At 39.5% G+C, this 24,113-nt stretch carries 21 protein-coding genes; 6 read left to right on the top strand and 15 right to left on the bottom strand.

Annotation, left to right across the window (positions count from 1 at the left end; translation table 11 throughout):
• Nucleotides 1-180: 180 nt before the first annotated feature.
• The 5 genes from AC106S_RS19355 to AC106S_RS19335 form a co-directional block, all read right to left on the bottom strand.
• The gene (locus AC106S_RS19355; protein WP_482441314.1) at nt 181-543 is read right to left on the bottom strand and encodes a hypothetical protein; all 363 of its coding nucleotides are present in this window, start codon (nt 541-543) and stop codon (nt 181-183) included.
• 73 nt (nt 544-616) lie between these two features.
• A complete protein-coding gene (locus AC106S_RS19350) occupies nt 617-1,612 on the bottom strand; it encodes an MsnO8 family LLM class oxidoreductase (protein WP_482441313.1) in 996 nt (331 codons plus the stop codon).
• 71 nt (nt 1,613-1,683) lie between these two features.
• Entirely contained in the window at nt 1,684-2,124 is a 441-nt protein-coding gene (locus AC106S_RS19345) for a hypothetical protein (RefSeq protein WP_482441312.1), read from the bottom strand.
• Nucleotides 2,125-2,205: 81 nt separating this feature from the next.
• Nucleotides 2,206-2,928, bottom strand: coding sequence for a hypothetical protein (locus AC106S_RS19340; RefSeq protein WP_482441311.1), 723 nt, complete (start codon nt 2,926-2,928; stop codon nt 2,206-2,208).
• Between the two features lie 143 nt (nt 2,929-3,071).
• Nucleotides 3,072-4,214 (bottom strand): tetratricopeptide repeat protein, encoded by a 1,143-nt coding sequence (locus AC106S_RS19335; protein ID WP_482441310.1) that lies wholly within the window; start codon nt 4,212-4,214, stop codon nt 3,072-3,074.
• A gap of 179 nt (nt 4,215-4,393) precedes the next feature.
• Between AC106S_RS19335 and AC106S_RS19330 the strand changes: the two genes are divergently transcribed.
• The 5 genes from AC106S_RS19330 to AC106S_RS19310 all read left to right on the top strand — a co-directional run bounded on the left by AC106S_RS19330 (nt 4,394) and on the right by AC106S_RS19310 (nt 9,380).
• Nucleotides 4,394-5,149, top strand: a complete 756-nt coding sequence (locus AC106S_RS19330) for a helix-turn-helix domain-containing protein (RefSeq protein ID WP_482441309.1) — start codon at nt 4,394-4,396, stop codon at nt 5,147-5,149.
• A gap of 25 nt (nt 5,150-5,174) precedes the next feature.
• Nucleotides 5,175-6,341 (top strand): FAD-dependent oxidoreductase, encoded by a 1,167-nt coding sequence (locus AC106S_RS19325; protein WP_482441308.1) that lies wholly within the window; start codon nt 5,175-5,177, stop codon nt 6,339-6,341.
• A gap of 67 nt (nt 6,342-6,408) precedes the next feature.
• On the top strand, nt 6,409-6,918 hold the full coding sequence (locus AC106S_RS19320) for a DinB family protein (RefSeq protein WP_482441307.1): 510 nt from the start codon (nt 6,409-6,411) through the stop codon (nt 6,916-6,918).
• A gap of 245 nt (nt 6,919-7,163) precedes the next feature.
• On the top strand, nt 7,164-8,930 hold the full coding sequence (locus AC106S_RS19315; RefSeq protein ID WP_482441306.1) for a S41 family peptidase: 1,767 nt from the start codon (nt 7,164-7,166) through the stop codon (nt 8,928-8,930).
• 78 nt (nt 8,931-9,008) lie between these two features.
• Nucleotides 9,009-9,380, top strand: coding sequence for a VOC family protein (locus AC106S_RS19310; protein ID WP_482441305.1), 372 nt, complete (start codon nt 9,009-9,011; stop codon nt 9,378-9,380).
• Nucleotides 9,381-9,499: 119 nt separating this feature from the next.
• Here AC106S_RS19310 and AC106S_RS19305 read toward each other — a convergent pair whose 3' ends face one another.
• The 4 genes from AC106S_RS19305 to AC106S_RS19290 form a co-directional block, all read right to left on the bottom strand.
• Nucleotides 9,500-10,111, bottom strand: coding sequence for a hypothetical protein (locus AC106S_RS19305; RefSeq protein WP_482441304.1), 612 nt, complete (start codon nt 10,109-10,111; stop codon nt 9,500-9,502).
• A 10-nt stretch (nt 10,112-10,121) separates the two neighbouring features.
• Complete coding sequence (locus AC106S_RS19300) at nt 10,122-11,870, bottom strand: patatin-like phospholipase family protein (protein WP_482441303.1); 1,749 nt, start codon at nt 11,868-11,870, stop codon at nt 10,122-10,124.
• Between the two features lie 644 nt (nt 11,871-12,514).
• On the bottom strand, nt 12,515-13,954 hold the full coding sequence (locus AC106S_RS19295; RefSeq protein ID WP_482441302.1) for a tetratricopeptide repeat protein: 1,440 nt from the start codon (nt 13,952-13,954) through the stop codon (nt 12,515-12,517).
• Between the two features lie 12 nt (nt 13,955-13,966).
• Nucleotides 13,967-15,436 carry a tetratricopeptide repeat protein gene (locus AC106S_RS19290; RefSeq protein ID WP_482441301.1) on the bottom strand — a complete coding sequence of 490 codons (1,470 nt, stop codon included), beginning with the start codon at nt 15,434-15,436 and terminating at the stop codon, nt 13,967-13,969.
• Between the two features lie 385 nt (nt 15,437-15,821).
• Between AC106S_RS19290 and AC106S_RS19285 the strand changes: the two genes are divergently transcribed.
• Nucleotides 15,822-16,325 (top strand): GNAT family N-acetyltransferase, encoded by a 504-nt coding sequence (locus AC106S_RS19285; protein WP_482441300.1) that lies wholly within the window; start codon nt 15,822-15,824, stop codon nt 16,323-16,325.
• Between the two features lie 2 nt (nt 16,326-16,327).
• Here the strand turns inward: AC106S_RS19285 and AC106S_RS19280 are convergent, their stop codons facing one another.
• The 6 genes from AC106S_RS19280 to AC106S_RS19255 all read right to left on the bottom strand — a co-directional run bounded on the left by AC106S_RS19280 (nt 16,328) and on the right by AC106S_RS19255 (nt 23,619).
• On the bottom strand, nt 16,328-17,368 hold the full coding sequence (locus tag AC106S_RS19280; protein WP_482441626.1) for a S66 family peptidase: 1,041 nt from the start codon (nt 17,366-17,368) through the stop codon (nt 16,328-16,330).
• A gap of 32 nt (nt 17,369-17,400) precedes the next feature.
• Complete coding sequence (locus AC106S_RS19275) at nt 17,401-18,180, bottom strand: hypothetical protein (RefSeq protein WP_482441299.1); 780 nt, start codon at nt 18,178-18,180, stop codon at nt 17,401-17,403.
• Nucleotides 18,181-18,202: 22 nt separating this feature from the next.
• Nucleotides 18,203-18,418, bottom strand: a complete 216-nt coding sequence (locus tag AC106S_RS19270) for a hypervirulence associated TUDOR domain-containing protein (protein ID WP_482441298.1) — start codon at nt 18,416-18,418, stop codon at nt 18,203-18,205.
• 14 nt (nt 18,419-18,432) lie between these two features.
• Entirely contained in the window at nt 18,433-18,978 is a 546-nt protein-coding gene (locus AC106S_RS19265; protein ID WP_482441297.1) for a DUF488 domain-containing protein, read from the bottom strand.
• Between the two features lie 27 nt (nt 18,979-19,005).
• Nucleotides 19,006-19,920, bottom strand: a complete 915-nt coding sequence (locus AC106S_RS19260) for a bestrophin family protein (protein WP_482441296.1) — start codon at nt 19,918-19,920, stop codon at nt 19,006-19,008.
• Between the two features lie 213 nt (nt 19,921-20,133).
• On the bottom strand, nt 20,134-23,619 hold the full coding sequence (locus AC106S_RS19255; RefSeq protein ID WP_482441295.1) for a glycosyltransferase family 117 protein: 3,486 nt from the start codon (nt 23,617-23,619) through the stop codon (nt 20,134-20,136).
• Nucleotides 23,620-24,113 lie beyond the last annotated feature (494 nt).

Below are 24,113 nucleotides of genomic sequence, written 5' to 3'. Positions count from 1 at the left end.
AAGCAGGAATATACTCATCCAGTAAAAATCTTGGATAGGGTTGCATTTCTTCCGTATAATCGCTGATCACAAAACCAGCTCAGCCTTAAGAGTTTTTAAATGGTAAGTTTTGTTAAGGAAAAAAAGAGTTTTTTATAAGCAGAACACTTTCAACCTCCCTGATCCTGAGCTGATCTCCGGTTAAAATTCCTCCCAGCCCTCCTGCTGTGGATCGTATTTTGCAAATTCACCGGTGTCTGTAAATTCCGAGGCAGTCATCCCGACTTCAAAAATGGAGCTTTCACTCAATCCGGCCCTGAAATAAAGTCCTCTTTCTGAAAGCAATACGCTTCCGAAATCTTCATCCGGATGATTGAAATGAAGTCCTGAAGCATCTTCCCCGGCCAGTTCGTACCGGTAACTCAACAGACGGTCTCTAAGATAGGCAATCTGCTGTTTTTCAAACGGCACAAGGTTATCTTCACGATCAAAAAAACTGTCATCGTTAGCGGCTTTTTCTTTTTCTTTCGTTTCGGTCCTGTAAAGCTGGATATTATAACTCATGGAAATGATCCTGGATTGATGTTATTAATTTTTCGCCAATATAATACTTTTAACGGTTTCCCTGTCAAAAACTTTAGCGGTTGTTCAGGATAATGTTTTTATAGGTATCCATACGGTCTTCTTCTCTATACATATTGCACAGTATGAGAATATTATCGGTATTGTATTTTTCGGAAGTTTCCTTTAATCTTTCTGAGATATTTGCAGGAGTATCGATGATAATCTTATCCAGAATGCGAAAGAACTCTTCTTCATGTTCTGTTCCCATGATTCTTTCTCTGATCTGTTCTGAGGGAAGAAGTGCTTCCGGAGCCTCTAAATGTCTTGCCTGCAGAAACTGATAAGCCATTCCATAGGCATTATATCCGGCCTTATGGATATCCTCTGCTACTGATGCAGCAACGGCTATCTGCAGTGAAGGTACTTTTCCGTATCTGCTGTTATTAAATTCTCTCAGATAGGCTTCTGTACTTTCGGTTTCATTTCCATTACGCATAAAATCGGCAAACGAATATCCTACTCCATATCCTGCGGCTTCGCTTGCCGAAGTCATTCCTGAACCCAGCCAGATGATTTCCGGCGGATGGATAAGTTCTTTGGGCTGTGCGATCAGCCCGCGGTACACTCCTTCCTCATCTTTTATGTATTGAATGATCTCTTCCAGTCTGTTTTCCATATTGGACAGCACCGGAGGTTTATTGCTGTTCAGAGCCTGTACAGCATCTTTCAGCCCTCCCGGAGCTTTTCCCAGCCCCAGGATAAAACGTCCGGGATACAGGGTACTCAGCATTTTCGTCCATTCTGCAATTTTATAGGCTGAATAGTTGCGGAGCATAATTCCTCCTGTTCCCACTCTGATCTTCTTTGTTCTGCCCAGCACAACAGCAGCAAGAAGTTCGGGGCTTGAACTTCCATAGGCTTCTATCCCGTGATGTTCGGAATACATCACACTGTGAAATCCGGCTTCATCAGCGAATATGGCAAGATCAATGCTGTTATTCAGTGCGGTTAAAGAATTGCTGCCGGAGATAACGGGCGACTGATCGAGGATCCCTAATTTCAGTTTCATTGTTCTTGTTCTGTATGATAAAGATATTGATTTTCATCAGAATTCTGTCTTAACGAAAAGGGGTTTATGGTTTATCTGAACCGGGAATTTTCTTTTACAAAATCAATATCTCCGGATTCTGTAATGATATAGATTTCTCCTTTATCACTGGATTCCGCGCCTTTATAATAAACCGTTTCCTCATCAGAAATGAGTTTAACGTGGTCCCCTATCTGTCTCTGTATAAACAAAGGTGCATATATTTCGGCCTGTTTTCCTCTGATCCGGTAAGGGTATATTCCCTGTTCCGGTTTAACTGAAAAGGCATTTACATTTGATTGGGAAATGTTTACGGACAGTATTCCAAAGCTATGATTATGAGATCTCTGTATGCCGGTAACTACTCCTTCGAAAACGACTCCGTTTTTTAAAATTTTATTTTTTTCAGCATATTCTTCTGATCCTGTTTTATTTAAGAAGATAATTATTCCAATGAAAAGGATCAGTCCTATAATGTATTTAAGATACTTCATATTGATTACCGGGAGTTAAAATGGTTATATACATTTTCTTTTCATTCCTTATAAAGCATTAAGTTTTAAATAATCAGAAGTTTAATCTACCGTCAGCAGCATGATGACCAGCCATGCGGAAATAATCAAAAGGGCAACAACAGTCCACCTTATCCAGTATTTTTTTGCTTCAAACTGAAAGGTATCAGGATTTATATTGTAATGTATATAAACGTCAGGATTGATTCTTATTTCGCTGTAACTGTTCATATTCTGAAAAAAAGCAGCTCTCAGTTCCATGATATTGCCGGGAAAAAAACCGTACCAGACATTCATGTTAAATTCCACCTCAACAGGCATAATATCGCCTTTTTCATTCATATAATTAGCCATCAGTGCCGTTCTGGAATATTTTCCGGAACCGATCTGCCGGGTATAAACATCGTAATTTCCCTCTTTCGGAACACACCGTAATTTACTGTATAAAACAGAAAGTACAATCCCATCTTTCTGCCGGCGGTGCAGGCCCTTTTCGTCTACCCACATTTTTATAACAGATTTGTCTTTCCTCCGTTGCCAGAGCTTTACCAGCCATCTGCAAAGGAAAAAGAAACACAGTTCATAGCATATTACAAAAATCAGTGTACCAACCGGATGAGTGCTGTACGAAACTGCATACCCTTCATCAGATGCAAAGGCTACCGGTAATAAAAATCCCAGCAGAAAAGCGGCCAGAAGCCATATTGAAGCTGCTGTACGGATGATCAGGGTAATAGTTTTATTAGCTGTGGCATATACCGGAAAAGAGCGGGAGCTTTTGTTCATTCCTTTTTTAGTATCGGTTTTTGTAGTGTAAACATAGTCATATTTTTATGAAAGGTATAAACATGGCTGAAACCCGATTTTAGTATTTAACCTGAATTCCTTACGTGTGTTGGGAGCTGGCCATATTCTTTTCGTGAGGTCTTCTATTTTGATTTTGTAAGCGCGGCAATCCTGGTTTTTGCATAGGCGATCTGATCTTTTTCCTTCTCCTGATCCGGTTTGCTTTTAAGGTACAGGTTGTAGTAGGATAATGCATTCTTAGCCTGTTTCATATTCAAGTCATAAAGCAGTCCTAAACGGTAGTTAATCATATTACTGTTATCAAAAGTAAGCCCTCTTTTGTAGGCTGCCACTGCTTCGGGAAACTGGTTTTTCGCTTCATAGATACCACCGAGCGTCGTATAATAAGTAGCCGTATGCTTTGATATTCCTTCTTCGATTGTCTTTTGGGCGTAGGCTGTTGCAAGATCATAGTTTTTCAGTTCCCGATAGCTTAAAGCCATAAAATACAGGGTTCCTTCGTTCCGGACTCCCAGGTCTTCCAGGGTTTTAAAGAGTGTGGCACACATCTGATAGTCCTTTAAATAGAAATAGGCCTGTCCCATTTCATTGATAACATTTACATCCGTATTATTATTCGTCAGCTTTTTTCCGGTATCTATTACTTCCTGATATTTTCCCAGAAGGTTAGCCACCGGAAGCTGTGCCTGCTGAAGGGTAAAGTTCTCGGGATCTGCTTCAATAGCTGTTTTCAGAACGTCATAGGCAGGCTGGAACTGTCTCTGTTGTTTATAGGCCATAGAAAGGTCATATGCCACATCCGGATCTGTCTTATTAAGCCTGTTCGCCTTCTTAAGGTAACCGAGTCTGGCTTCAGGAGTTTCCGCATAAACCGCCAGCTGTTTACAGGCACTGAAATTAAGACTATCAAGCTGCATGATCTGTGTAAGATAGGTTTTAGCTTTTGCAGCGTTCCCCCGGCGTGAACTGATATTGGCCAGACTGAACAGAACAGGCAGATTATTGGGTTCTGCCGTATTGGCTTTAAGGTAATTTTTCTCTGCTTCCGGGAGTTTTCCCGCCATCATATTGCAGTATGCCATCTGGGTAAGTGCTTTTACATCCTTTGTATCCTGTGGGTAAAGATTTTCAAGATACTTTGCCGCCTCGGCATAACGTTGATTCTCATAATATTCAAGCAGCTTTTCTTTATCTATACTTACGGCCTGAGCTCTTATATTACTGCATCCCCATACAATAATACACATCGAAATCCATTTCTTCATAGTTACTTAGTCATTTTTGACTAAAATATCAGTTATTTGCGGATTCACCAAATTTTAAAGTTATATTATTCACGACACGAAGAGGATTTATAATCCGGAGCATACTATATAATCTCATGCTGCTCCGGTTTTTAATTAAGCATTTTTTGTAAATTCATCACCGATATATTCCCGATGACATGAACAATGAATTTTACTGTAAGTTCCTTTCTCCCGATCCGTCCCTTGATATCTTTGTAGAGAGTATAGGCATGTTTCACAATCCATCGGATGAACCTAAAGAAGCTGTGGTGATTCCGGACGGAAGAGTTGATTTATTTTTTCTGCAATCCGGGACAGAAGCTTTGCATGTTCTGCTGATCGGCCTGGAAACAGCACCGGAACAGAGAATCATTCCTCCTCATACTCTCGCATTTGTCGTAAGCTTCAGACCGCTGGGAGCCGAATATATCCTGCAGACCTCTATTGCAGATCTTTTAAATACGGCAAAAGAACTTCCGGATGGCTTCTGGAATTTTACGGCAGATATGATGAATGATTTTGAAGCATTTTACCAATATGCTTCCCGGGTAATACAGGAGCTGGCCCCTGAAAAGACAGATCCAAGAAAGCGTCTTCTGTTTGAGCTTATTTATGCTTCAAAGGGTGAGATGAATGTTACAGAACTTTCTGAAAGAACTTCATGGAGTAGCCGGCAGATCAACCGTTATTTCAGCAAACAGTTCGGGCTTTCATTAAAATCATATTCTACGATACTCCGTTTCCGGGCTTCCCTGGAACATATTGCAGCGGGAAAACTTTTCCCGGAGCTCAATTATACGGATCAGACCCATTTCATCAGGGAAATCAAAAAATTTTCAGGAGTGATTCCTAAGGAACTGGCCAAAAATAAAAACGACCGATTTATACTATTATCTGTTTTGAAACAAAGATAACTTTGCCTCTGTAAATTCAATTAAGATGCTTATAAAAAATAAATCAATAGCGATTATTGGCGGAGGTCCGGGCGGCCTTACACTCGCCAGACTGTTACAGCTTAAAAATGCAGAGGTAAAAGTTTATGAGAGAGATTTTGATAAAAATGCCCGTGTACAGGGTTCTCCTCTTGATATGCACGAAGATTCGGGAATGGCGGCTTTACGCGGGGCCGAACTTCTGGATGAGTTTAAGAAAAACTTCCGTCCCGGCGCTGACAAAATGCTGATTGTGAACCAACAGGCAGAAATATTTTACAGTGATCATGAGAGCAAACCGGATGAAAATTTCGGGCACGCTCATTTCCGTCCGGAAATTGACCGCGGTCCGCTGAGGAATATGCTTCTGGAATCGCTGCTTCCGGAAACTGTCATGTGGGACAGTCATTTTATTTCTATGGAAAAACAGGGTAACGGCTGGATGCTTCATTTTAAAAACGGTTCATCAGCCTATGCCGATCTTGTCATTGCGGCAGACGGAGCCAATTCCAGGGTCCGTCCATACCTTACAGATATCAAGCCTGTTTATTCGGGCATTATTATGCTTGAAGGCAACATTATTCATGCAGAAAAAACAGCTCCTGCCATTACCGCTCTTCTTAAAGGAGGAAAGATCATGGCTTTCGGAAACAGTCAGAATCTGCTGCTGGGACAGAAAGGAAACGGTAATATTGGGTTTTATGCAAGCTTCAGAGCCGATGAAAACTGGCCATCAGCCAGCGGCATCGATTTTTCTGATCAGACGCAGGTCCTGGATTGGTATCAAAAAGAATATCCTGAATGGAACAGCAGCTGGACTGAACTTTTTGAGAACGCTGAAACTCCATTCATCCCCCGTCCGATTTACTATATGCCTTTAGAAAAGGCCTGGAAGACCCGTTCTGATCTTACCCTGATCGGAGATGCCGCTCATGTAATGCCTCCCTTTGCCGGAGAAGGAGCCAACATGGCCATGCTTGATGCTCTGGAGCTGAGCGAACGCCTCACAGACAGCAACTGTCAGTCCCTGGAAGAAGCAGTTGCCCTGTATGAAAACCAGATGCGGAAACGGGCAGCCAAAGCGATACGGGAATCGCTTGACAACGGCGAAAGAATGCATTCTGAAAATGCTTTGGAAACCATGCTGGAATTTTTCAGCGGACACCATGAGTAGCAAAAAGTATCCGGATTTTTTGTCCCTGTTCTTATTTTCAATAATTTAACGGTTTAAAAGACTGGTCATGGAAATAAGATCTGTAACATCATTTATTGATTATTATGAAAAAATCAGGGGCCGGACAATCCGGCTCATCGAAGCAGTCCCCCCGGAGCATATTGATTTCTCCTACAAACCGGGAAAGTTTACCATTGGTGACCAGATCAGACATATTGCCGCCATCGAGCGGAACATGTACGGAGAAACCATTTCCGGAAGAAAAAGTGCCTACCAGGGTTGTGGGAAAGACCTTGCAGACGGCTATGATGAAACGGTAAAATATTTTAATGAAATGCACCGGCAGATGATACAAATTCTTAGCGGGCTTTCTGATGAAGATCTTAACCGCAGATGCCTGACTCCTGCCGGCAGCGAAATATCGGTATGGAAATGGCTTCGGGCCATGACGGAGCATGAGATCCACCACAGGGGCGAACTCTATATTTATCTTAATTTACTGGATGTACAAACACCTCAGATTTATGGTTTTTCTGCCGAAGAAGTTCAGGAGATGAGTATAAAATCTAAACTGTAACAGATTTTTCAAACCTAAGAATTTAAAAAAATTAATTTCAGGACTAACCCGGGATTTTATCCGGAAAAATTTTAAGCCGTTAAGGAATATGGGTCTTCAGGATATTAAGTAAGGTTTTGTCCTGAGAGGTTATGTTTGTAAAAATCTTTGATTTTTTTTCTTAATGGAACTTAAAGAAAGTTTAAACAGTTCTCAAGGAAAGAGAGGGCCTGTTATTTTGTATATTAGCCTGATAAAAATTAATAATGTCCAGATTACCGCTATTCTTCTTTATATTCTTTTTACAATCATTATATGGACAGAAAACACTGGATTTAAAATACGGAGACACCATAAGTTACCCGCTGAACTCCGGGAAACCGGCCTGGGTTTCTGTCCGGTCAGATGCTGCCAATCTTGCTTTTTCCCTTTTTAGGGATGGGAAAAAGATTAAAGATCAGGATGATTCCAAAGGAATTCGATCTTTGGAAAGGCTGTATCTTATTCCGGAGAAGAATAAAATCTATACTTTAAAAATCTGGGCTAAATCCTATGTGGGGCAATCCGGAAATACAAAAGTAAAGATTGCGGAATCAGGCAGTATTCCTGCTGTGAATAACAGGTTTACATCTGCTCAGCTCCTGGAAGATCTGAAAACCTTCCGCTCCATCAGGGAAAAGGCTAATGCCGGATTATATTTATACCGTAACCTTAAACAAATTGACAGCATTTATCACCGGGCTGAAAAGGAAACAGAAAACTGTAAGAGTCTTACTGAGTTTTACAGGATCATAGCACGGCTTACAGAGTTTGAAGGCAGCTGTCATAATTTTACGGATCTGCCGAACCACACTTCTTATTATCTGACGCAAAAACCTGAATATCTGCCCATTACTTTAAAAAACATCAACGGACGTCTTCTGCAGGATTCGGAAGGTACTCCTATTCCTCTTTCCGCTGAGATCCTGTCTGTGAATGATGTTCCGGCTGCCGATATCATCAGGCGTTTTGCCCGGTATTATTCTTCAGACGGTTATTCTTCCGTTTATAAGGAAACTGCCGGCTTTGAAAAGGGAATGGCGGATAAATTTTATATTGAATTCGGACTTCATAAAAATTACGAAATCAAGTATCAGTGGGAAGGTCGTGTTCATCGGGTAAATCTTCCGGGAATATCTTTTGAAAATGTAAAAAAGCTCCAGGAATCCCGGCATTCACTTATTTTCAGCAAGAAGCTTATGTCTGAAAAATATGCTCTGACAAAGGAAATAGCCGACGTTTACCGTCTATCTCTAAGAGGTTTTGATTTTGCAGCCGGTAAGGAAGATCCCGACTATAAAAAATTCAGTGATTTTCTGGACCGGATGATGCAGACCCTGGAAAAAGAAAATATCCAACATCTTATTATTGATCTGAGAGGTAATTCCGGAGGCACCGGTGCCTTGTATGAAAAGGTTTTTTCCTATCTTACGCAAAGGCCGTTCAGAGACAGCCACTATGCCTATACTCTGTTTAATGAAATTCCGGAGAAGGAAAGGCTGGTGATCACTCCCCTTTTTATTTCCAATGGTATACAGAACGGAAAAAGTCTGGATGTTTACCTAAAACAGCTTTATCCGGTATCTTCACAGGGAAAATTTTACTGGGCTGATGAAAAAAATCCATTGATATTACCCAACGGAAAAACATTTAAAGGACAGCTCTATCTTTTCACTGATGAAAACGTGGCTTCCGCAGGTTCTCATCTGGCTTCCCTGATCAAGTCATACACCAATGCTATTGTCATCGGTACCGAAACCAACGGAGGTTATTATGAACATAACGGGCACCTTCCCGTAGTCTATGAACTTCCCAATACCGGAATACAGACAGGATTTTCAATTGTTCATGTTGTACAGGATGCTCAAATACTGCCGGACCAGAAACCGGGCAGAGGTATAATGCCTCATATCAGGACTTTTCAGACCGATAATGAATTTCTGGAACACAGTGATCACTTCATGAAAAAGTTCTTCGAAATTAAAAAACAATAATACATCTTTGGTTTTTACCTATATTTGAAATCAGTCTCAGCACCGCTGAACACAATCTCTAACGATAAAAAATAATACATGAAAAAAGTAACCGGTATCGGGGGTATCCTCTTCAAATCCAAAGATCCCAATGCGATGAACGAATGGTATAAAGCACACCTCGGCCTTGAAACCAGCCCCTACGGGACCAGTTTTGAATGGCTTCAGACCGACGGTAAAAAAGGGCTGACCCAATGGGCACCTTTTGCTGAAAATACAAAGTATTTTGAACCTTCTGAAAAAGACTTTATGATTAATTACAGAGTAGAAAATCTTGAAGCCCTGGTGGAAGAGTTAAAAAAAGAAAATGTAACGGTACTGGATGAAATTGCCACTTATGATTATGGAAAGTTTATTCATATTCTGGATCTTGAAGGCAATAAGATACAGTTGTGGGAACCTATTGATTAGTATTTTCACTATCCGGATAATTTACGGCGGGCCGAAGGCCCGCCGTAAATTATCCGGAACCTGATGTGAATATTTCCGATCAAATCTGTGATCTTACTGCCGGTCAGAATAGGTACGAATTATATTTTACATTCCGGATATACCGGATGGGACTTATGATACAGGTGAAGCGATTGAGTAATCAGCAGCATAATCAGCAGAAAGCCAAAGGTTCCCCACAGGATACCTCTCCAGTTCCTGAAAAACCGCCAGTCAATGATGATTAAGGAAACCAGGGTAAAAATTCCGGTTCCCCATTTAAGCAGCTGAAGGGGTTTGAAAAGTGAACATTTAAAATCTTGATATTTTATGGCCTGGAAAAGGCAATAATTCTCGGACCAGTCTAAAATCATATAGATGGTTCCCAAAACGAGCAATACGGATAAAAAATCCGTTAAAGAACCTTTTCTTTTGGTTTCTTTAGCGTCATTTTTGAGCTTTGCGGCATACAGGATGAGAAATAGTCCTCCAAAGAGCACAAAGATATTATCATAGTTCAGCGTTACCCAATTCAGTTTTTTATCGCATTCATCAAGTATATTGAATTCATTTCTGAAAAATTCAATAGAATCGAATATCGTCAATGTTGCTTTTCCGCTTTTCTCAAACTGAAGAAAGGTCATTATTCCCCACAGTACGGAGCCCATAAAATAGCAGGTCCGGAGTGCCAGTTTTATAAAAAAAGGATTCATGGTGGTGAGTTTATTTAAGTTTTTTTCTGTCGGCTTTATATTTTTTCCAGTCAAATTTTTCCAGAAAGATCAGGGCAGCTTCTACTCCTTTCAGGAACAGTTCTTCTTTTTCTTTTGTAGAAATATTAAAATTCAGCCAGTTGATTTTGGTTTCATATGCTTTTATTTCAGCAATGCTGTGTTCTTTGTAGAACGGATTGATAGCCAGAAAAGAACTGTCTTCATTGTTACGGAGGGTATTGATCACATTGCCCAGGTAATTTCCGAATGTAAGATTCTGCCTGCTGTTAACAACGGGTTTTGAATCTACAATCCGGGCTCCCAGTACAGGAACTCTCGGTTCTTTAATATGTCTGAGATGAAATAAATTGATCGGAAAATTAGAAAGTGACCCGCCGTCAATAAGAACTCCTGTATCTGAGCGGTTTACATTTCCCTTTACCCCTAACCAGTCGGCTCCTTTGTTTACCGGAAGGATCTTGGGCTCGAAAAACAGCGGAATGGCCATGGAAGCTCTTACAAATACCGCCGGTCTGACAGATTTCTTAAAATCATACAGGCCTTCATCAAGCGGAAAAACAATTTTACACTGATTGGCAATATCTGTGGTGACAAAAGAATAATCAAAATAAATTTTCTTCAGGCTCTCCCTGATCTTTTTTTTATCTTTTTTGGTTACTGCGGGCTGATCAGAGTCTTCAGCAGCGGTAACTACTGCTGTTTCCTTTTTTTCTTTGGCCTGTTTTTCATCCCTTATGAGGTATAACTCCGGAAATCCTGAATTTTCTTCCGGACGGTATGTTTCAGTACCTATTTTTTTATCAGTTATATTATATTCATCCATTTCTGATGATATGGAAGAATACCAGAGATTATTACCGGGTTCAATAGGCTCACTGTTATTATTAAGAGGGACTGCTTTATTCAGGTGAGGGACGGAAAAAGCCTCAAATGCTTCATAAACCGGAACATCAGCCTTATTTTTGGGCAGAACTTTACCTTCAGGTGTATTAACAAATCTTTTGGGCGATATGTTCATATATCCTTCCGCTCTTTTTTTCAGTAATTCCTGAGATGTGATCCCTGATTTATCCAGTTCTGTGACCAGAAATTTTTCAAAAGTTCTGCCTGGATTGATTCCGTAGCGGAACCGGTGAAGAAGGGATAACAATACCCCGATAATAACAGACATCAGAACGAAAACAGCCATAAAAATCAGATAGCCCATTTTCATTTCCGTTCCTATATAGCTTAAAAGCGGAAGTATAATGAGTGCCAGTGCAGCAAGAGCCAGATAAGAAATCAGGATATTACTGATCAGGCCCATTCCTCTGCTTAAAGAGAAGATCATAAATCTGACAATACCTGATCCGGAATCAACAAAGCTTTTCATATTAAACCGATTATCATCCATCATCATATCAAACAGTTCCGGTGATTTGGGATCGTGTTTCTCTCCCATAGAAGCGAGAAACAGGGTATTAATTGCTCCCGCACTGGTTCCGGCTAACCTTAAAAACCGTATTCCCAGATATTCCAGTACAAAGACATAGCCTACCAGAGAAATTCCCAGCACTCCGCCTCCTTCCTGAACGAAATTGACCCACTGGAGGATATTTCCGTTTTCATCTTTTGAAATGGTATCGGAAAATCTTTTGTTTTTCAGGTTCTCCAGCCGATCTTTCAATTTTTCTCTTTTTTTATCTTTAAAGATTCTATCGGCAAATCTGTTTTTAATGTAATCTAAATCTTTTTTCATGGCTTTTTGTTTTGGGGTTATATCATTGGTGTTTTAGTTTGCTAATTCATTCTATATCAATTTTAATTTTCACATTTAAGTTACAAATGCTGTTTCATCTGCTGTATACAAATTTTGTAAATAAATATGAAATAATCAATTACACTTTTGGGGGATATTTATAATGGATAGACTGCCCGCAACAATATAAGCAGCAAATTGAAATCTGTTCCTGATCTTCTATACCATGAACAATTATAAAATTATATTTTACACTTTGATTGAATATAAAAAGGCGTAGTACATAAGTAGCAAGCATCTGAAATTACAAACAATCAAATAATAATCAGCAACTTACCCATAGCATCACATCCAAATTAAAAATATTTATTTCTTATTCTTAGGCAGGCTTTAATATATTTATTAAAACAGATTCAGATATGCATTTTACTTTTTAAATTTTTCGCTTTTTGTTAAAAAAATACCGCGTAGTACCTAAGTAGTATCGTGTTTTTTTTATATTTCATTTAAAAAATCCAAATTTGAGTTCATAAACACACTACCATCATGAATGGTGAAAAGAGAGTATTTCGATTGCTGCCTGGGTATTTCAGGCAGTTTTTTATCGTCAGGAAATATGAAATTCAATTCATCAGCTCTTTGTTCTATCTGATTTCATCAAAAAAATCATAAATATCCTGATCCGGAGGAATATTCAGCCTTTTCCGTATTCTGTATTTTTTCTGCTGAACTGTTTTGTGCAGAACAGAAGTATAATTGGCAATTTCCTTGGATCTGAAATGCAGTTTCAGCATAGCACAGAAAATGAGTTCAGAATTTTCAAGATCGGGATTTATTGTCAGGATTTTTTCTATAAATTCAGGATAAACTTCTTTAAAAACAGCCAGAAATGAAGGGTCGTTTTTTTTAGCCAGCTCAATAACTTCTTTTTCCTGAAAACCATCCATTCGTTTTTTCAGGTCTTCCGTTTCATTTTTCAGTTTTCCTTTTTTCTGATTCAGTTTTTTAATTACTTTCCAGACATATATTCCGGAAAGAACAAAAACAAGAGTTAATGTTACAGAAATTATAAGAACTTTATTCCAGGCTTTACGGGCTTTTTCCTCTTCGGCGGCAAAAATATCCAAATCATTGTGGGCTGTTTTCAGCATAGCGTCATTAGATCTGTTTTTTGCGTCCGTATAAGCTTTTAAATAATAGTAAGCTTTTTCTTTATCTCCTTTTTTATTATATAAAACCCTGAGGTCATTATAAATATATTTGGTATAATTGGTAAAAACAGGTCTTGTTTTACGGTCTACTTCCAGAGCCTGCATCAATGCCTTTTCAGCTTCATCATTCTGATTCATTTCAATATAATACTCCCCCATCAGGGTATTAGCATAAAGAGCTACCGCATCTGTTCTTTTTTCTTTATTCACTTTGTTATAGACTCCTGAAATATACCGGTAAGCAGAATCCATGTTTTTATACATATAGATGTAGTCGCCAATCATACAGTCTGCCATTCCGAAACGTTCCAGCTTTCCGGCTTTCTGCATATATTCCAATGCTTCCTTATACTGTTTTTTCAGTGCAAGATACTGCCCCTGTTTCAGGTATATTTTGAACATAATATTGTTCTTCAGCGGAGACGGATCAGTTTTCTTAATATAATCCATTGCTTTCCTGTTGCTCTCCGATACCTGATCAAGCCGGTTCAGTTCTATCTGAAACTGGCTGTATTCCGAATAATATTTAGCTTTGTGAATGTTGTTTTCCGATTTTGCCAATATTTTCCCCGCCCGGTCAAAAAAAGCCTGTGTCTGCAGATAATTTCCCATCGACAGGTTAACATTTGCCAGATTGATATAGCACAGTGCTTTTCCATCCTGGTATCCCATCTCAACAGCTTTTTTATAGTACTGCTGATTGAGAGCCAAAAGGGAATCATATTCACCGGAAAGACGAAGTTTTTCGTTCCGGGTAAGCAGAGGAACATCAAAACTGTCTTCATATTCCTTTTGTGAGTATGGACTGCAGGAAACCACCAGTTTGAAAATCAGTATGAAAAGAAAAAAACGCATCATTATTCTTAAAGGCATATCAATTGAGCTTTAAATATCTTCCGGGTTTTTCCGGCTGGCTGTACCATCCAACTCTTTAAAAAAATCATAAATATCAACTTCCTTCTGAATATTGAGTTTTTTTCTTATCCTGTATTTTTTCTGCTGAATCGATTTATGCAGTACAAAAGTATAGCCTGCAATCTCTTTAGAGCTGAATCCCAGCTTCAGCATGGCACAGAAAGCAAGTTCAGAATTTTCAAGATCGGGGTTGATATTCAAAAGAGCACGGATGAAATCAGGATACAATTCTTTGAATTTTAAAAGAAAAGAGGAGTCATTTGTTTGAGCCAGTTCAATAACTTCCTGTTGCTTTTTAACCTGTACATGGTTTTTCAATTCATCTGCTTCTCCTTTCAGAGCATTTTTTCTCTGCTGAAGCCGCCTGATCACCCGCCAGACATATATCCCGGAAACTGAAAGAACACATACTGCTATGATGATCAATACTCTCAGATCATTCTTCCGTTTATCTGATTCTTTTTTTATTTCCGCAGCGAAATCCTCTGTTGCTTTATTAATGGTGGCAAGTCTTTCTTCATCAAGTTTTTCTTCTTCCTGCATATATTTATTCAGATAATAATAGGCTTTTCCTCCGTCATTTTTCTTTTTATAAAGTTCTGCCAGAGTTTCATATATATTTTTGATGTGTGCAGAGTAGGTGCGTCTTGTTTTGATATTAATTTCCAGGGCTTTTTTCAGGGCATCTTCCGCCTGGTCATACATATTCTTCTGGTTGTAATAATATCCCAGTGTGAAATAGATCCAGAGGGACTCCACATCACGGGTTCTTTCTTCATTCATTTTTTTTTCAGCCCGCAGAATATATACTTCTGCAGAATCCAGCTTATGATTGTACAGATAAAACTGCGATACCATACAGTTGGTATAGGCCGAGTTTTCCAAAGCTACCGCTTTATGCATATTTTCCAGAGCAGTATCCGGTCTTTTTTTGAAAGTATAATAAATACCTCTGTTTATATAAATCCGTGGAAGCAGCTTGGCCTTCAACTCAGAATCTTTAGCTTCTTTTATGTATTCAAGGGCTTTATCATTGTATGCCACAGCTTTATCATACTGATCCAGATAGAAATAATAAAGGCTGTAATCGTTATAGAACTGAGCTTTATGATACGCATTTCCTGAAACCTCGATTTTAGTTTTAGCTTTCTTAAAAAAAACAAGTGCCTTTTCGTAATTTCCGGCAGCAACATTAACGCTAGCAATATTGAGGTAGCTGAGACCTTCTCCAGCTTCATAGCCCATTTTCTCAGCCTTTTTAAAGTATTCTGTATTCAGACGGATCAGATCTTCATGCCTGCCGGAAAGTTCCAGTTCTTCGTTTTTTATGATCAAAGGCAGATCAAACCACTGCATATCATCCTCTGTGGAAGTCTGGCTGCAGGAAACCAGAATAGACAGCATCATTATCCAGATTATATGGATTATCTTTTTATTCATGGCATTATTCTATTACTTTCTGCTTTTTAATGTTTATACGATTTAATTTTTCCACAGACAGCATTACATCCATTCCTACCTGTGCTCTATTTACAATTTTTTTTTTAAAATCATTGCAAAAATATTTTAATTTATCAGTTGACTGATTTCTTAAATATACATAAAATACTCATCAATCCATATAAATATTGATAAAATATTATATTTTTTTCATCTGTAAATATTTAAATTCATATCCAAAAATTTCATTCGTATGAAAATAATTAAACAGAATTTTAATATGATAAATAATTTTACCGGATCAGATAAAATATAATTTCAGAAATAATAATCAATAAAGTTTAAAATTATCTGCATATTTACTCCATGTACAAATTCTGTTAAAATGATGATAGAGTTCAGAAACCTTTTACCGGCAGAAAGTTCTGCTTACCGGGGCATCAGGCTTGAAAGTCTGAAGTTTTTCCCCGAATCGTTCGGTGCAGATTATCATGAGGCATCAAAAACCGAAAAGCTCAGACTGGAATCTGATATAGAGAATCAGACTCCGGGGAGGTTTGTTATGGGTGCATTTGCTGATGATGAACTTATCGGGATCTGTGTTTTTGTAGAAGAAGAAAATTATTCCGGACATATTTACCAGATGTATGTAAAGGCTGGATTTCAGGGTAAAAACATTGGTTCACAACTCCTTAAAGCAGTTATAGAAGAATCTGTCTCCCAATTCAGCACACGTGAAATCTATCTGGAGGTCACCTGCAGAAATACTGCGGCCTACGAACTATACAGAAAAATAGGTTTCAAAAAAATTTCTGATCATCCTGAGAAAAAAGAAACGCTTATAATGATGAAATACAGGACTGAAAATACGGTCCGGAATATCCTTTAAAACTAAATCACTCCGCTTTCCAGAACAGAAAAAGTTTTATCAGCACAGTTGATTTCTGCCAGTCTTCCATAAGGAATGGTGAAGGCGGGGCAGGTGTGCCCGAAATCCATACGGGAAATAACCGGAAGGTCATGTAAACCTTCTTCGTCCAAAACTTTTAAGAGCTCTGTTTCGTATTCCTGAGCATAGAGATCATCATAAGGGCGGCCGAAAATAATCCCGTTGGCCTGTCTGAGTATTCCCGTTGCGGCATAATTTCTCAGCCAGAATCTTACATATTCAGGTCGCGGCTTCTCTTCAGAAGTTTCAAAAAACAGGATGCTGTCTTTCCAGGTTTCGCGGTCTGGCCATAAGTCTGTTCCTTTCAGCATTTCCAGTACTTCCATACACCCTCCGATCAGTCTTCCTCTCGCTATTGAGTTTCCACGGATAAAAGACCATCCTGAAGACGGGGTAAGTTTTCTTTTCATATTCTGCAGAGAAGGATCAAACCAATCGAGATATTCCGTAGTCCAGCCTTCTGCATTCGGTAAGATCTGCCCTGCATTACCCGGCGAGAATAATGTATTGCGGATGTCCTGAATCTGATATTCGTGCATCTGAACATTTTCTGCAAACCCCACCAGCAGAGAGGTTCCGTAAAAAGAACCTAAACCTGCTTTAAGACACATAAAATGAGTAACCGTACTGTCTGAAAATCCTAAAAAGATCTTTGGATTACTGCGGATCACCTCCAGATCGATATATGGTAAAAGCCTGATGCTGTCATCACCGCCGATAGTCGTGATGACAGCCTTCACGGAAGGATCCTGAAAAGCATTCATCAGGTCGGCGGCCCGGGCTTCCGGATGTTCATAGATCCATTGAGAAGATTTCAATGCATGTTCAGTTTCTATGACTTTAAGTCTGAAAACCTCTTCCAGCCTCTTCTTACCTGTTGCATAGCGATGAGGCAGATCACCGGCTCCACCCCATGATAAAGAGACAACTGCCACTTTATCTCCTTCTGCCAAACCTTTTGGAATAATCAGATTCTTCATCATCAATATTTTATCCTGTAAATTTTTCAATGCTTTTAATGCTCAATAATCCTGATCTTATAATATCTTTTTTTAAGACCGCTTTCCGTATAGTTGCTCTCTTCTGAAAGATAGAGTGTCCTATCATCTGTCCAGAACGATTTTCCGATAATACAGAGCCATATTCCGGTCTGTTTTTCGAATTCTTCATCCAGCTGTATCTTCTTTATATATTCATTACCGATCTTACGCTGGATAAAATAGGAATAGCATTCCTGTCCTCCGAAATGACCGTTCAGCCTGAATTCTTTTCCGGGGGAAGTCACGATCAGATCAGGGTTTCCGGTATCTTCTGTTTTCTGTCCGTTTTTCAGATTAAAGCTTATATCGGTAGTATGCCCGCCCTCGCAGAGCAAAATATCTTCACCGGGAAAATAGGCGATAAAAAACTCACCGTCGAAATCGTTTCTGTTCTCAAGAATTTTCCCGTTTCTGAATCGGATTTTCTTTACAGCCATTGTCTCACCATGTTCATCCGCTCCGGAGAATTCCACCACACCTTTCAACAGCTTCCCCGCTTCTTCAAAACTGTCAATTCTTGCGATCTTATCCTGTTTATATCCTGATTTTGCCTCTGTCCTATGAAACTGAACAGAATCTATCTTTTCAACCTGAACTGAATATTGAATGTCTTTTGCTGAAGATCCGGAATGCTGTACCGTATCCGTTTTTTTGTTTTCTGCCGGTGTCTGTCTAACGGTTTTTTCTTCCTCTTTTTTGAAACAGGACTGTAAAAAAATGGCAGACAGGAAGAATATAAGTAAATTTTTTCTCATAATCTGATGTTCGGGGACAGGTTCAGTCGTCGTTTTTCTTGAGTGCAGAGCCTTTGTGGGCCGCAATATGGTTGGATTTATCACTTTTTATCTCATACTGAGGATCTTCCGGACTGGCATGATGGGTATAACCTTTATAATCAAAATCCCGGGTATGTACTTTAATAATAGTTCCTGAAACTCTCCCTGCTTCTGAGTTCCAGCTTACTTTATCGCCAATTTTAAATTCTGTTTTCATAAGTTTTTCTTTATTTAACTGAACAGATTTTCATCGGAATAGCAGACGTTTCCGTCTGTAATACGCGCCGCAGAAGTATAGGGATGTTCTTCTGCTTTTCCATGAGTCATGATATGGAGTACTTTCCATCCGGCTGCTTTCAGATAATCGGAAACCATAGACCGGTGGCAGCTCCACCAGACTGCTTCTGAACACATATATGCCGTAGTTTTTTCTGATGCTGTTTTTTCCAGCTCCAGGACAGCCTTTTTAAATTCATCCGTTTCCATATAGTCTGCATACCCTCTGAAAGAGTCATTCCGCCAGCGGTCGTTCTGTGAATTGGGCTGCACTTTCCTCCTTCCCCCCAGATCTTCCATATGAATATAAGAGATATTGTTTTTCCGCAGTTCTTTTTCCAGGTTTTCCTTATTAAACCAGGGATATTTCTTTGATCCCGGAAATCTCCTTATATCTGCCAGTACTTCAATCCCAAACTCTTTCAGCAGACTGATAAAATCGGTAATGCTCCTGGTGGAATGGCCAATGGTATAGATGATATGGTGATTCTGGGTCTGCATACGGAATAAGAGCAAAAAACGAACCGCTCAGCTGATAATATTATTTACGATTTTAGGGGATATTTCAATATTTTTCCCTGCAAGTTCACAGATAGTGCTTTCGATCATTTCACACATGCTGTCTAATGCCAGATCATTGTCTTCAGTACCGAAAGGTTCTTCAATTTCGTCTGCGATCGCTTCAAAAGCTACAAAAGTATAGGCTACAAACACCACAATAAGCGGTGTAAACCATTCCAGGCTGTCTACCAGCCCAAAAGGCAGCAGAAAGCAGTAAATATAAACAGTACGGTGAAGCAGCACCCGATAACTGTATGGGATAGGTGTTGATAAAATCCGTTCGCATCCGCCTACCACATCTGCCAATCTGTCCAGGTTTTCATCGAACCTTGCCTGCTGGATAGAATCTATTCTCTCCTCTTCTCTGGCTTTTTCTATCCATTCTGCCATCAGCCTCATCAGTATTACAGGTTTATATTTTGCTGTTTCAACAGTTTTCAGCTGTTCGGGAGAAAGCCTCTTTTGAAGATCTTCATAGGAATCGGTACTTCTTAGCTGGTGTTTCAGCGCATATAAAAAGGAACTGAGTATGTTCAGAAATTCTTCAACGGAAGCAGGATCAGTCTTTTTCCCCAGAGTAAGCACCTGGCGGGTTAATGCTCTTGCAATATTGAGTAGAGCCCCCCAAAGTTTCCGTCCTTCCCAGAACCGTTCATAGCTTGCATTATTCCGGAATCCCAGAAAAAGGGCCAGCACAAAACCAAATAAGGTAAGCGGAGCAGGATTAAGCGGCACTTTAAAATCAAGGATGGTTCCATGAAAATAAACCACGATCAAAGATAAAATGAAAAGAAGGCCCAGCCGTGGGAGCAGCCCCGGAAGTACCGAACCATGCCATACGAAAAGCATTCTGAACCAGTGTTCTTTTTTTCTTATAATCATAATTTCAGCAGATATACCTTAAACTGTTACAATAATACGGATTTCCGGCGGTTTACTCAATACTGTGGCTGTAAAAGGCATCACCAGGAAAGCATACGGTAATTCTTTTCAGAACTTAACCTGATGAGTGATAACAAACAATACAAAACCTCCCGGTACTCACCGGAAGGCTCTGCTTATCCTGCAAAACAGGATCTTTTTATTGAAAAAATACTATTGAGTTACCTTAATAAGCGCTCTGGTGATCTGTTCCTCTTTCTCTTTGGAATAAGTGGAATCAAAAGGTTCCATCACATCAAATAAATACTGGTAAAAAGGAGATATTTTCTGAATGTTTTCAGATTCTTTTATCGCCTTTTCTTTCCCCATCTGCTGAAGTTCTTTGATGAAGACATTGAATTTCTTGTCAATGGGTTCAATAGATTTCACCAGATAGGCATACGCTTTTTCATTCTGGCCGATCTTTCTGTAAGCATCGGTTACGGCAGCAACCACCAGTGAATACTCCATTGGTTTTACCCGCATCTGTCTTTTCGCATAGAGCTGATGTTGCGGGCTCAGGGCAAGATAATAATCATATTCCTCAAAGATTCCTTTTTTAAGTGTTTCCGCCAGCTGAAGGCCTTTCTGCTCCTGTCCTGCCATGATATATCCTGTAACCATTCCACTTAATGAGCGGGGATCATTGTATTTTTCAGCCGGAATTTCTCTTGCAGCAAGATCAAGAATTTCAAGAGCCTTAGCTTTCTGCCCGCTTAAAGCCAGTGCCGAAGCAGCCCTGCTTGCTGACATTCTGTAACTTATAATATTGGAGGTGGCAGCTTCATCATAATGAATACTGAGGTCCTTAAAGTTCCCCCATCTGAAATTTTTCACCACATGATAAAGAGAATTGGCATCTACTCTTCCCATATCGCCGGAAGCAGTCTGTTTTGTATGGATAGGAACCAGCCTGTAACTGAATCCGTCAAACTGAAGATATTCGTCAAGATAGAAGATATTTTCGCTGTCGTAAAGTCCTCCTGAAGAGAAGTTGATCGGGCGTTTCCAGTCGAAACTGGCCAAAAGATCCAGCATCATCAGATTGCTTTTGTAAAGTGTATTTCCTTTGTAACTGATCATGATCTGGTTCACTACATTCGGAAGGTCTGCCTGGGTAATGATTCCTGCCTTTACTGCATTTTCCTTATTAACAGGAAGGATGAATTTATTTACCGGAAGGATGTTGTATTTCTCATATTTTTCTTCCCCGAAATACATTTTCAGAAGCTCATCTTTTTCAGGAGATTTGAATCTGATGAAATCAATAGCTTCCTTCAGGGTAATGGAATCCTGGGTAAGGTATTTTCTGAACGCCTGGAATTCGGTATCCGGTGCTCCCTGTTCTTTAAGCATGGAGAAGAATCCTTCCCAGTCTTCTTTTTTCATCAGATAGATCTGATCATTTACTCCGTCTCTGTATTCCTCGTGGGTAAGCTGGGTTGGAATTCCTTCCGCATTGTAGGTTTTTCTTCTTACCTGATCAATATTCCACGGGGTGGCCAGAAGGGTAAAATTCACGGTTTTCACATCATCCCTGAACCTTTCAGTCTCCTGAATCGCCCATACCGGGAATGTATCATTATCTCCGTAAATAAAAATAATGTCATTTTTAGGTAAAGATCTGAGGAAGGAGTAGGCAGAATCATAGGCTGCTGTCTTTTTACTCCGGTCATGTGACGTATAATTCTGGAACCCCATCATGAAAGGAACTCCCAGCAAAATAACGCCTAAGGCAATATTCGCTCCGCTGGACTTTACTTTAGACTGAAGAAACCAAAGAATAGCTCCGGCCCCCATCCCTATCCAGATGGCAAAGGCATAGAAAGAGCCTACCATCGCATAATCTCTTTCCCTTACTTCAAAAGGTTTTACTCCTGTATAGAAAACAATCCCCACACTCGTCAGGATAAATAATGAAAGCAGGGCATAGAATCTGCCGAAATCCCTGTTCAGCTGGAAAAAGAACCCGATAAGTCCTAAAATCAGCGGAAGGAAGAAGAATTTCACGGTACTTTCATTTTTGAATTTAGCAGGCAGTTTATCTTGGTCTCCCAATAAAGCATTGTCGATGAATGAAATTCCGGAGATCCAGTTTCCTTTTGTATTTTCCATGTTTCCTTCAAGATCGTTCTGTCTTCCTACAAAGTTCCACATCAGGTATCGTACAAAATAATACCCGTTCTGGAAGGAAATAAAATAATCAAGATTCTGAGCCAATGACGGTTTCTGAACATTGATCAGATCGTAGGGTTTTACTTTTAAATAATCGGCAGCCGTGATGGTTTTATCTTCATATTTGGCTCTCAGCTCATCAAAGATCTGTTTGGCCTGAGGATTATCCCCCACATCTTCATTGGCATAGTTGAAGGTAAAATCAGGAGCTCCGTACATCGAAATATAATTCTCCATAACTTCTTTATCCTCTTTGAACATTCTCGGCATAAAGCTGATATGAGACTTACTGAACACATAATTGAAGCGCTCTCCTGTTTTCCTGTATGTTCCGGTTTTTTCATCCTTTTCATACGTATCCCCGGTTTTATTTATTTTATAGCTTCCGTCTTCATTTTTCTCCATTCCTTTGGCATCAAGGAAAGCGGTATAATTCTGTCCGTAGATTGTTGGCCAGTCTCCGTACTGCTCTCTGTTGTAATAATCAAGCATACCGATCGCAGTATCAGGATCGTTAAGGTTCATCGGAGGGTTGGCATTTGCCCTGATCGGGATTACCATCCAGCATGAGAAACCGATAATCATATACACCACCGATAAAGCCGCCGTCTGGAAAATATTTCTTTTTGCTTTTCCGGCATACTTAATAAGGAAATAGCATGCAGCCGTCATTAAGATAAATGCAGCAATCGTTCCTGAGTGGAAAGGAAGTCCCAGTCCGTTTACAAAGAAGATCTCCAGTTTTCCGAACATCGTCATGATCAGAGGGAAGATAATTTTGAAAACAATAATCAGGATTCCCAGAGTAATCACGTTAGCCCAGATAAAATTTTTCCAGGTAAACTTATAATTTCTGGCATAATAAACCAGACATACAGCAGGAATGGCGAGCATACACATCATGTGTACCCCGACAGAAAGGCCGATGATAAAGAAAATAAGAATGATCCATCTTTCGCTGTCCGTTGCCTGGTATTCATTTTCCCATTTTGTGATCAGCCACACCAGCAGAGCGATAAACAGGGAAGCCATAGCATATACTTCTCCTTCTACCGCCGAGAACCAGAAGGTATCCGAAAAGGTAAAGCACAAAGCTCCCACTGCTCCCGCAAAGAGAACGGAGATTTCCTGATGTTTTGTAATTTCATCAAAATCTTTGTTCAGCAGTCTTCTTACAAAATGAGTAATGGTCCAGAACAGGAAAAGAATGGTAAATGCACTGAATACTGCAGACATGGTGTTGATAACCACAGCATAGTTTTCTACATTCCCCAGCGCAAATATGCTGGCCACCGCCCCCACAATCTGGAATAATGCCGCTCCGGGAGCATGTGTTACTTCAAGTTTTACTGCCGAAGAAATATATTCCCCGCAATCCCAGAAACTGAGGGAATGTTCAATGGTAGAGGTATAGGTAATTAACGCAATAATGAAGACCATCCATCCTGCAATGGTATTCTTCTTTTTAAAAGACCAGTTTTTCATATCAATATTTAAATCCAATAATTATTAAGACAACCGGCCACAACAGATCATTACATGGTTTTTATTAAAAAATGTAATTTTATTTTTTTAAGCAGTTTTTTTCTTCTTTTATTTTAAAGGATTGCTTTCGCCAGATCCATGATGATCATTTTTTCCGGAAAGCAAATTTTGGTTTTCTTATTTCTAAGACATCCGGAAACTGCAGAATATTACATGGATTTTATTAAAAGGGGAATTGATCTCGTAAAAAGCAGAGCATCCGTACAAGCAAATCTCCCGGATTACACAGATGTTTATATTGTTCAGGCTCGCTGATCAGGCAGATCTTTTTTGAATAAGCTTTGTTGAAAAACGCGACGGCTCAAGTCTTTTTTACCATTATACTGCTTTTAAGGCGCAAGAAAATCAAATATTTTCAGCAAGTTTTTATAATAGCAATCAATTATCTGAAGAATTAACGAACAGCTGGGAGTACTAAAAGAATATACATTTTA

The organism is Chryseobacterium sp. FR054 (genome assembly GCF_056844565.1).
Note: the sequence above shows the minus strand (reverse complement) of the source record. Positions and strands in the feature narration are given on the sequence as shown.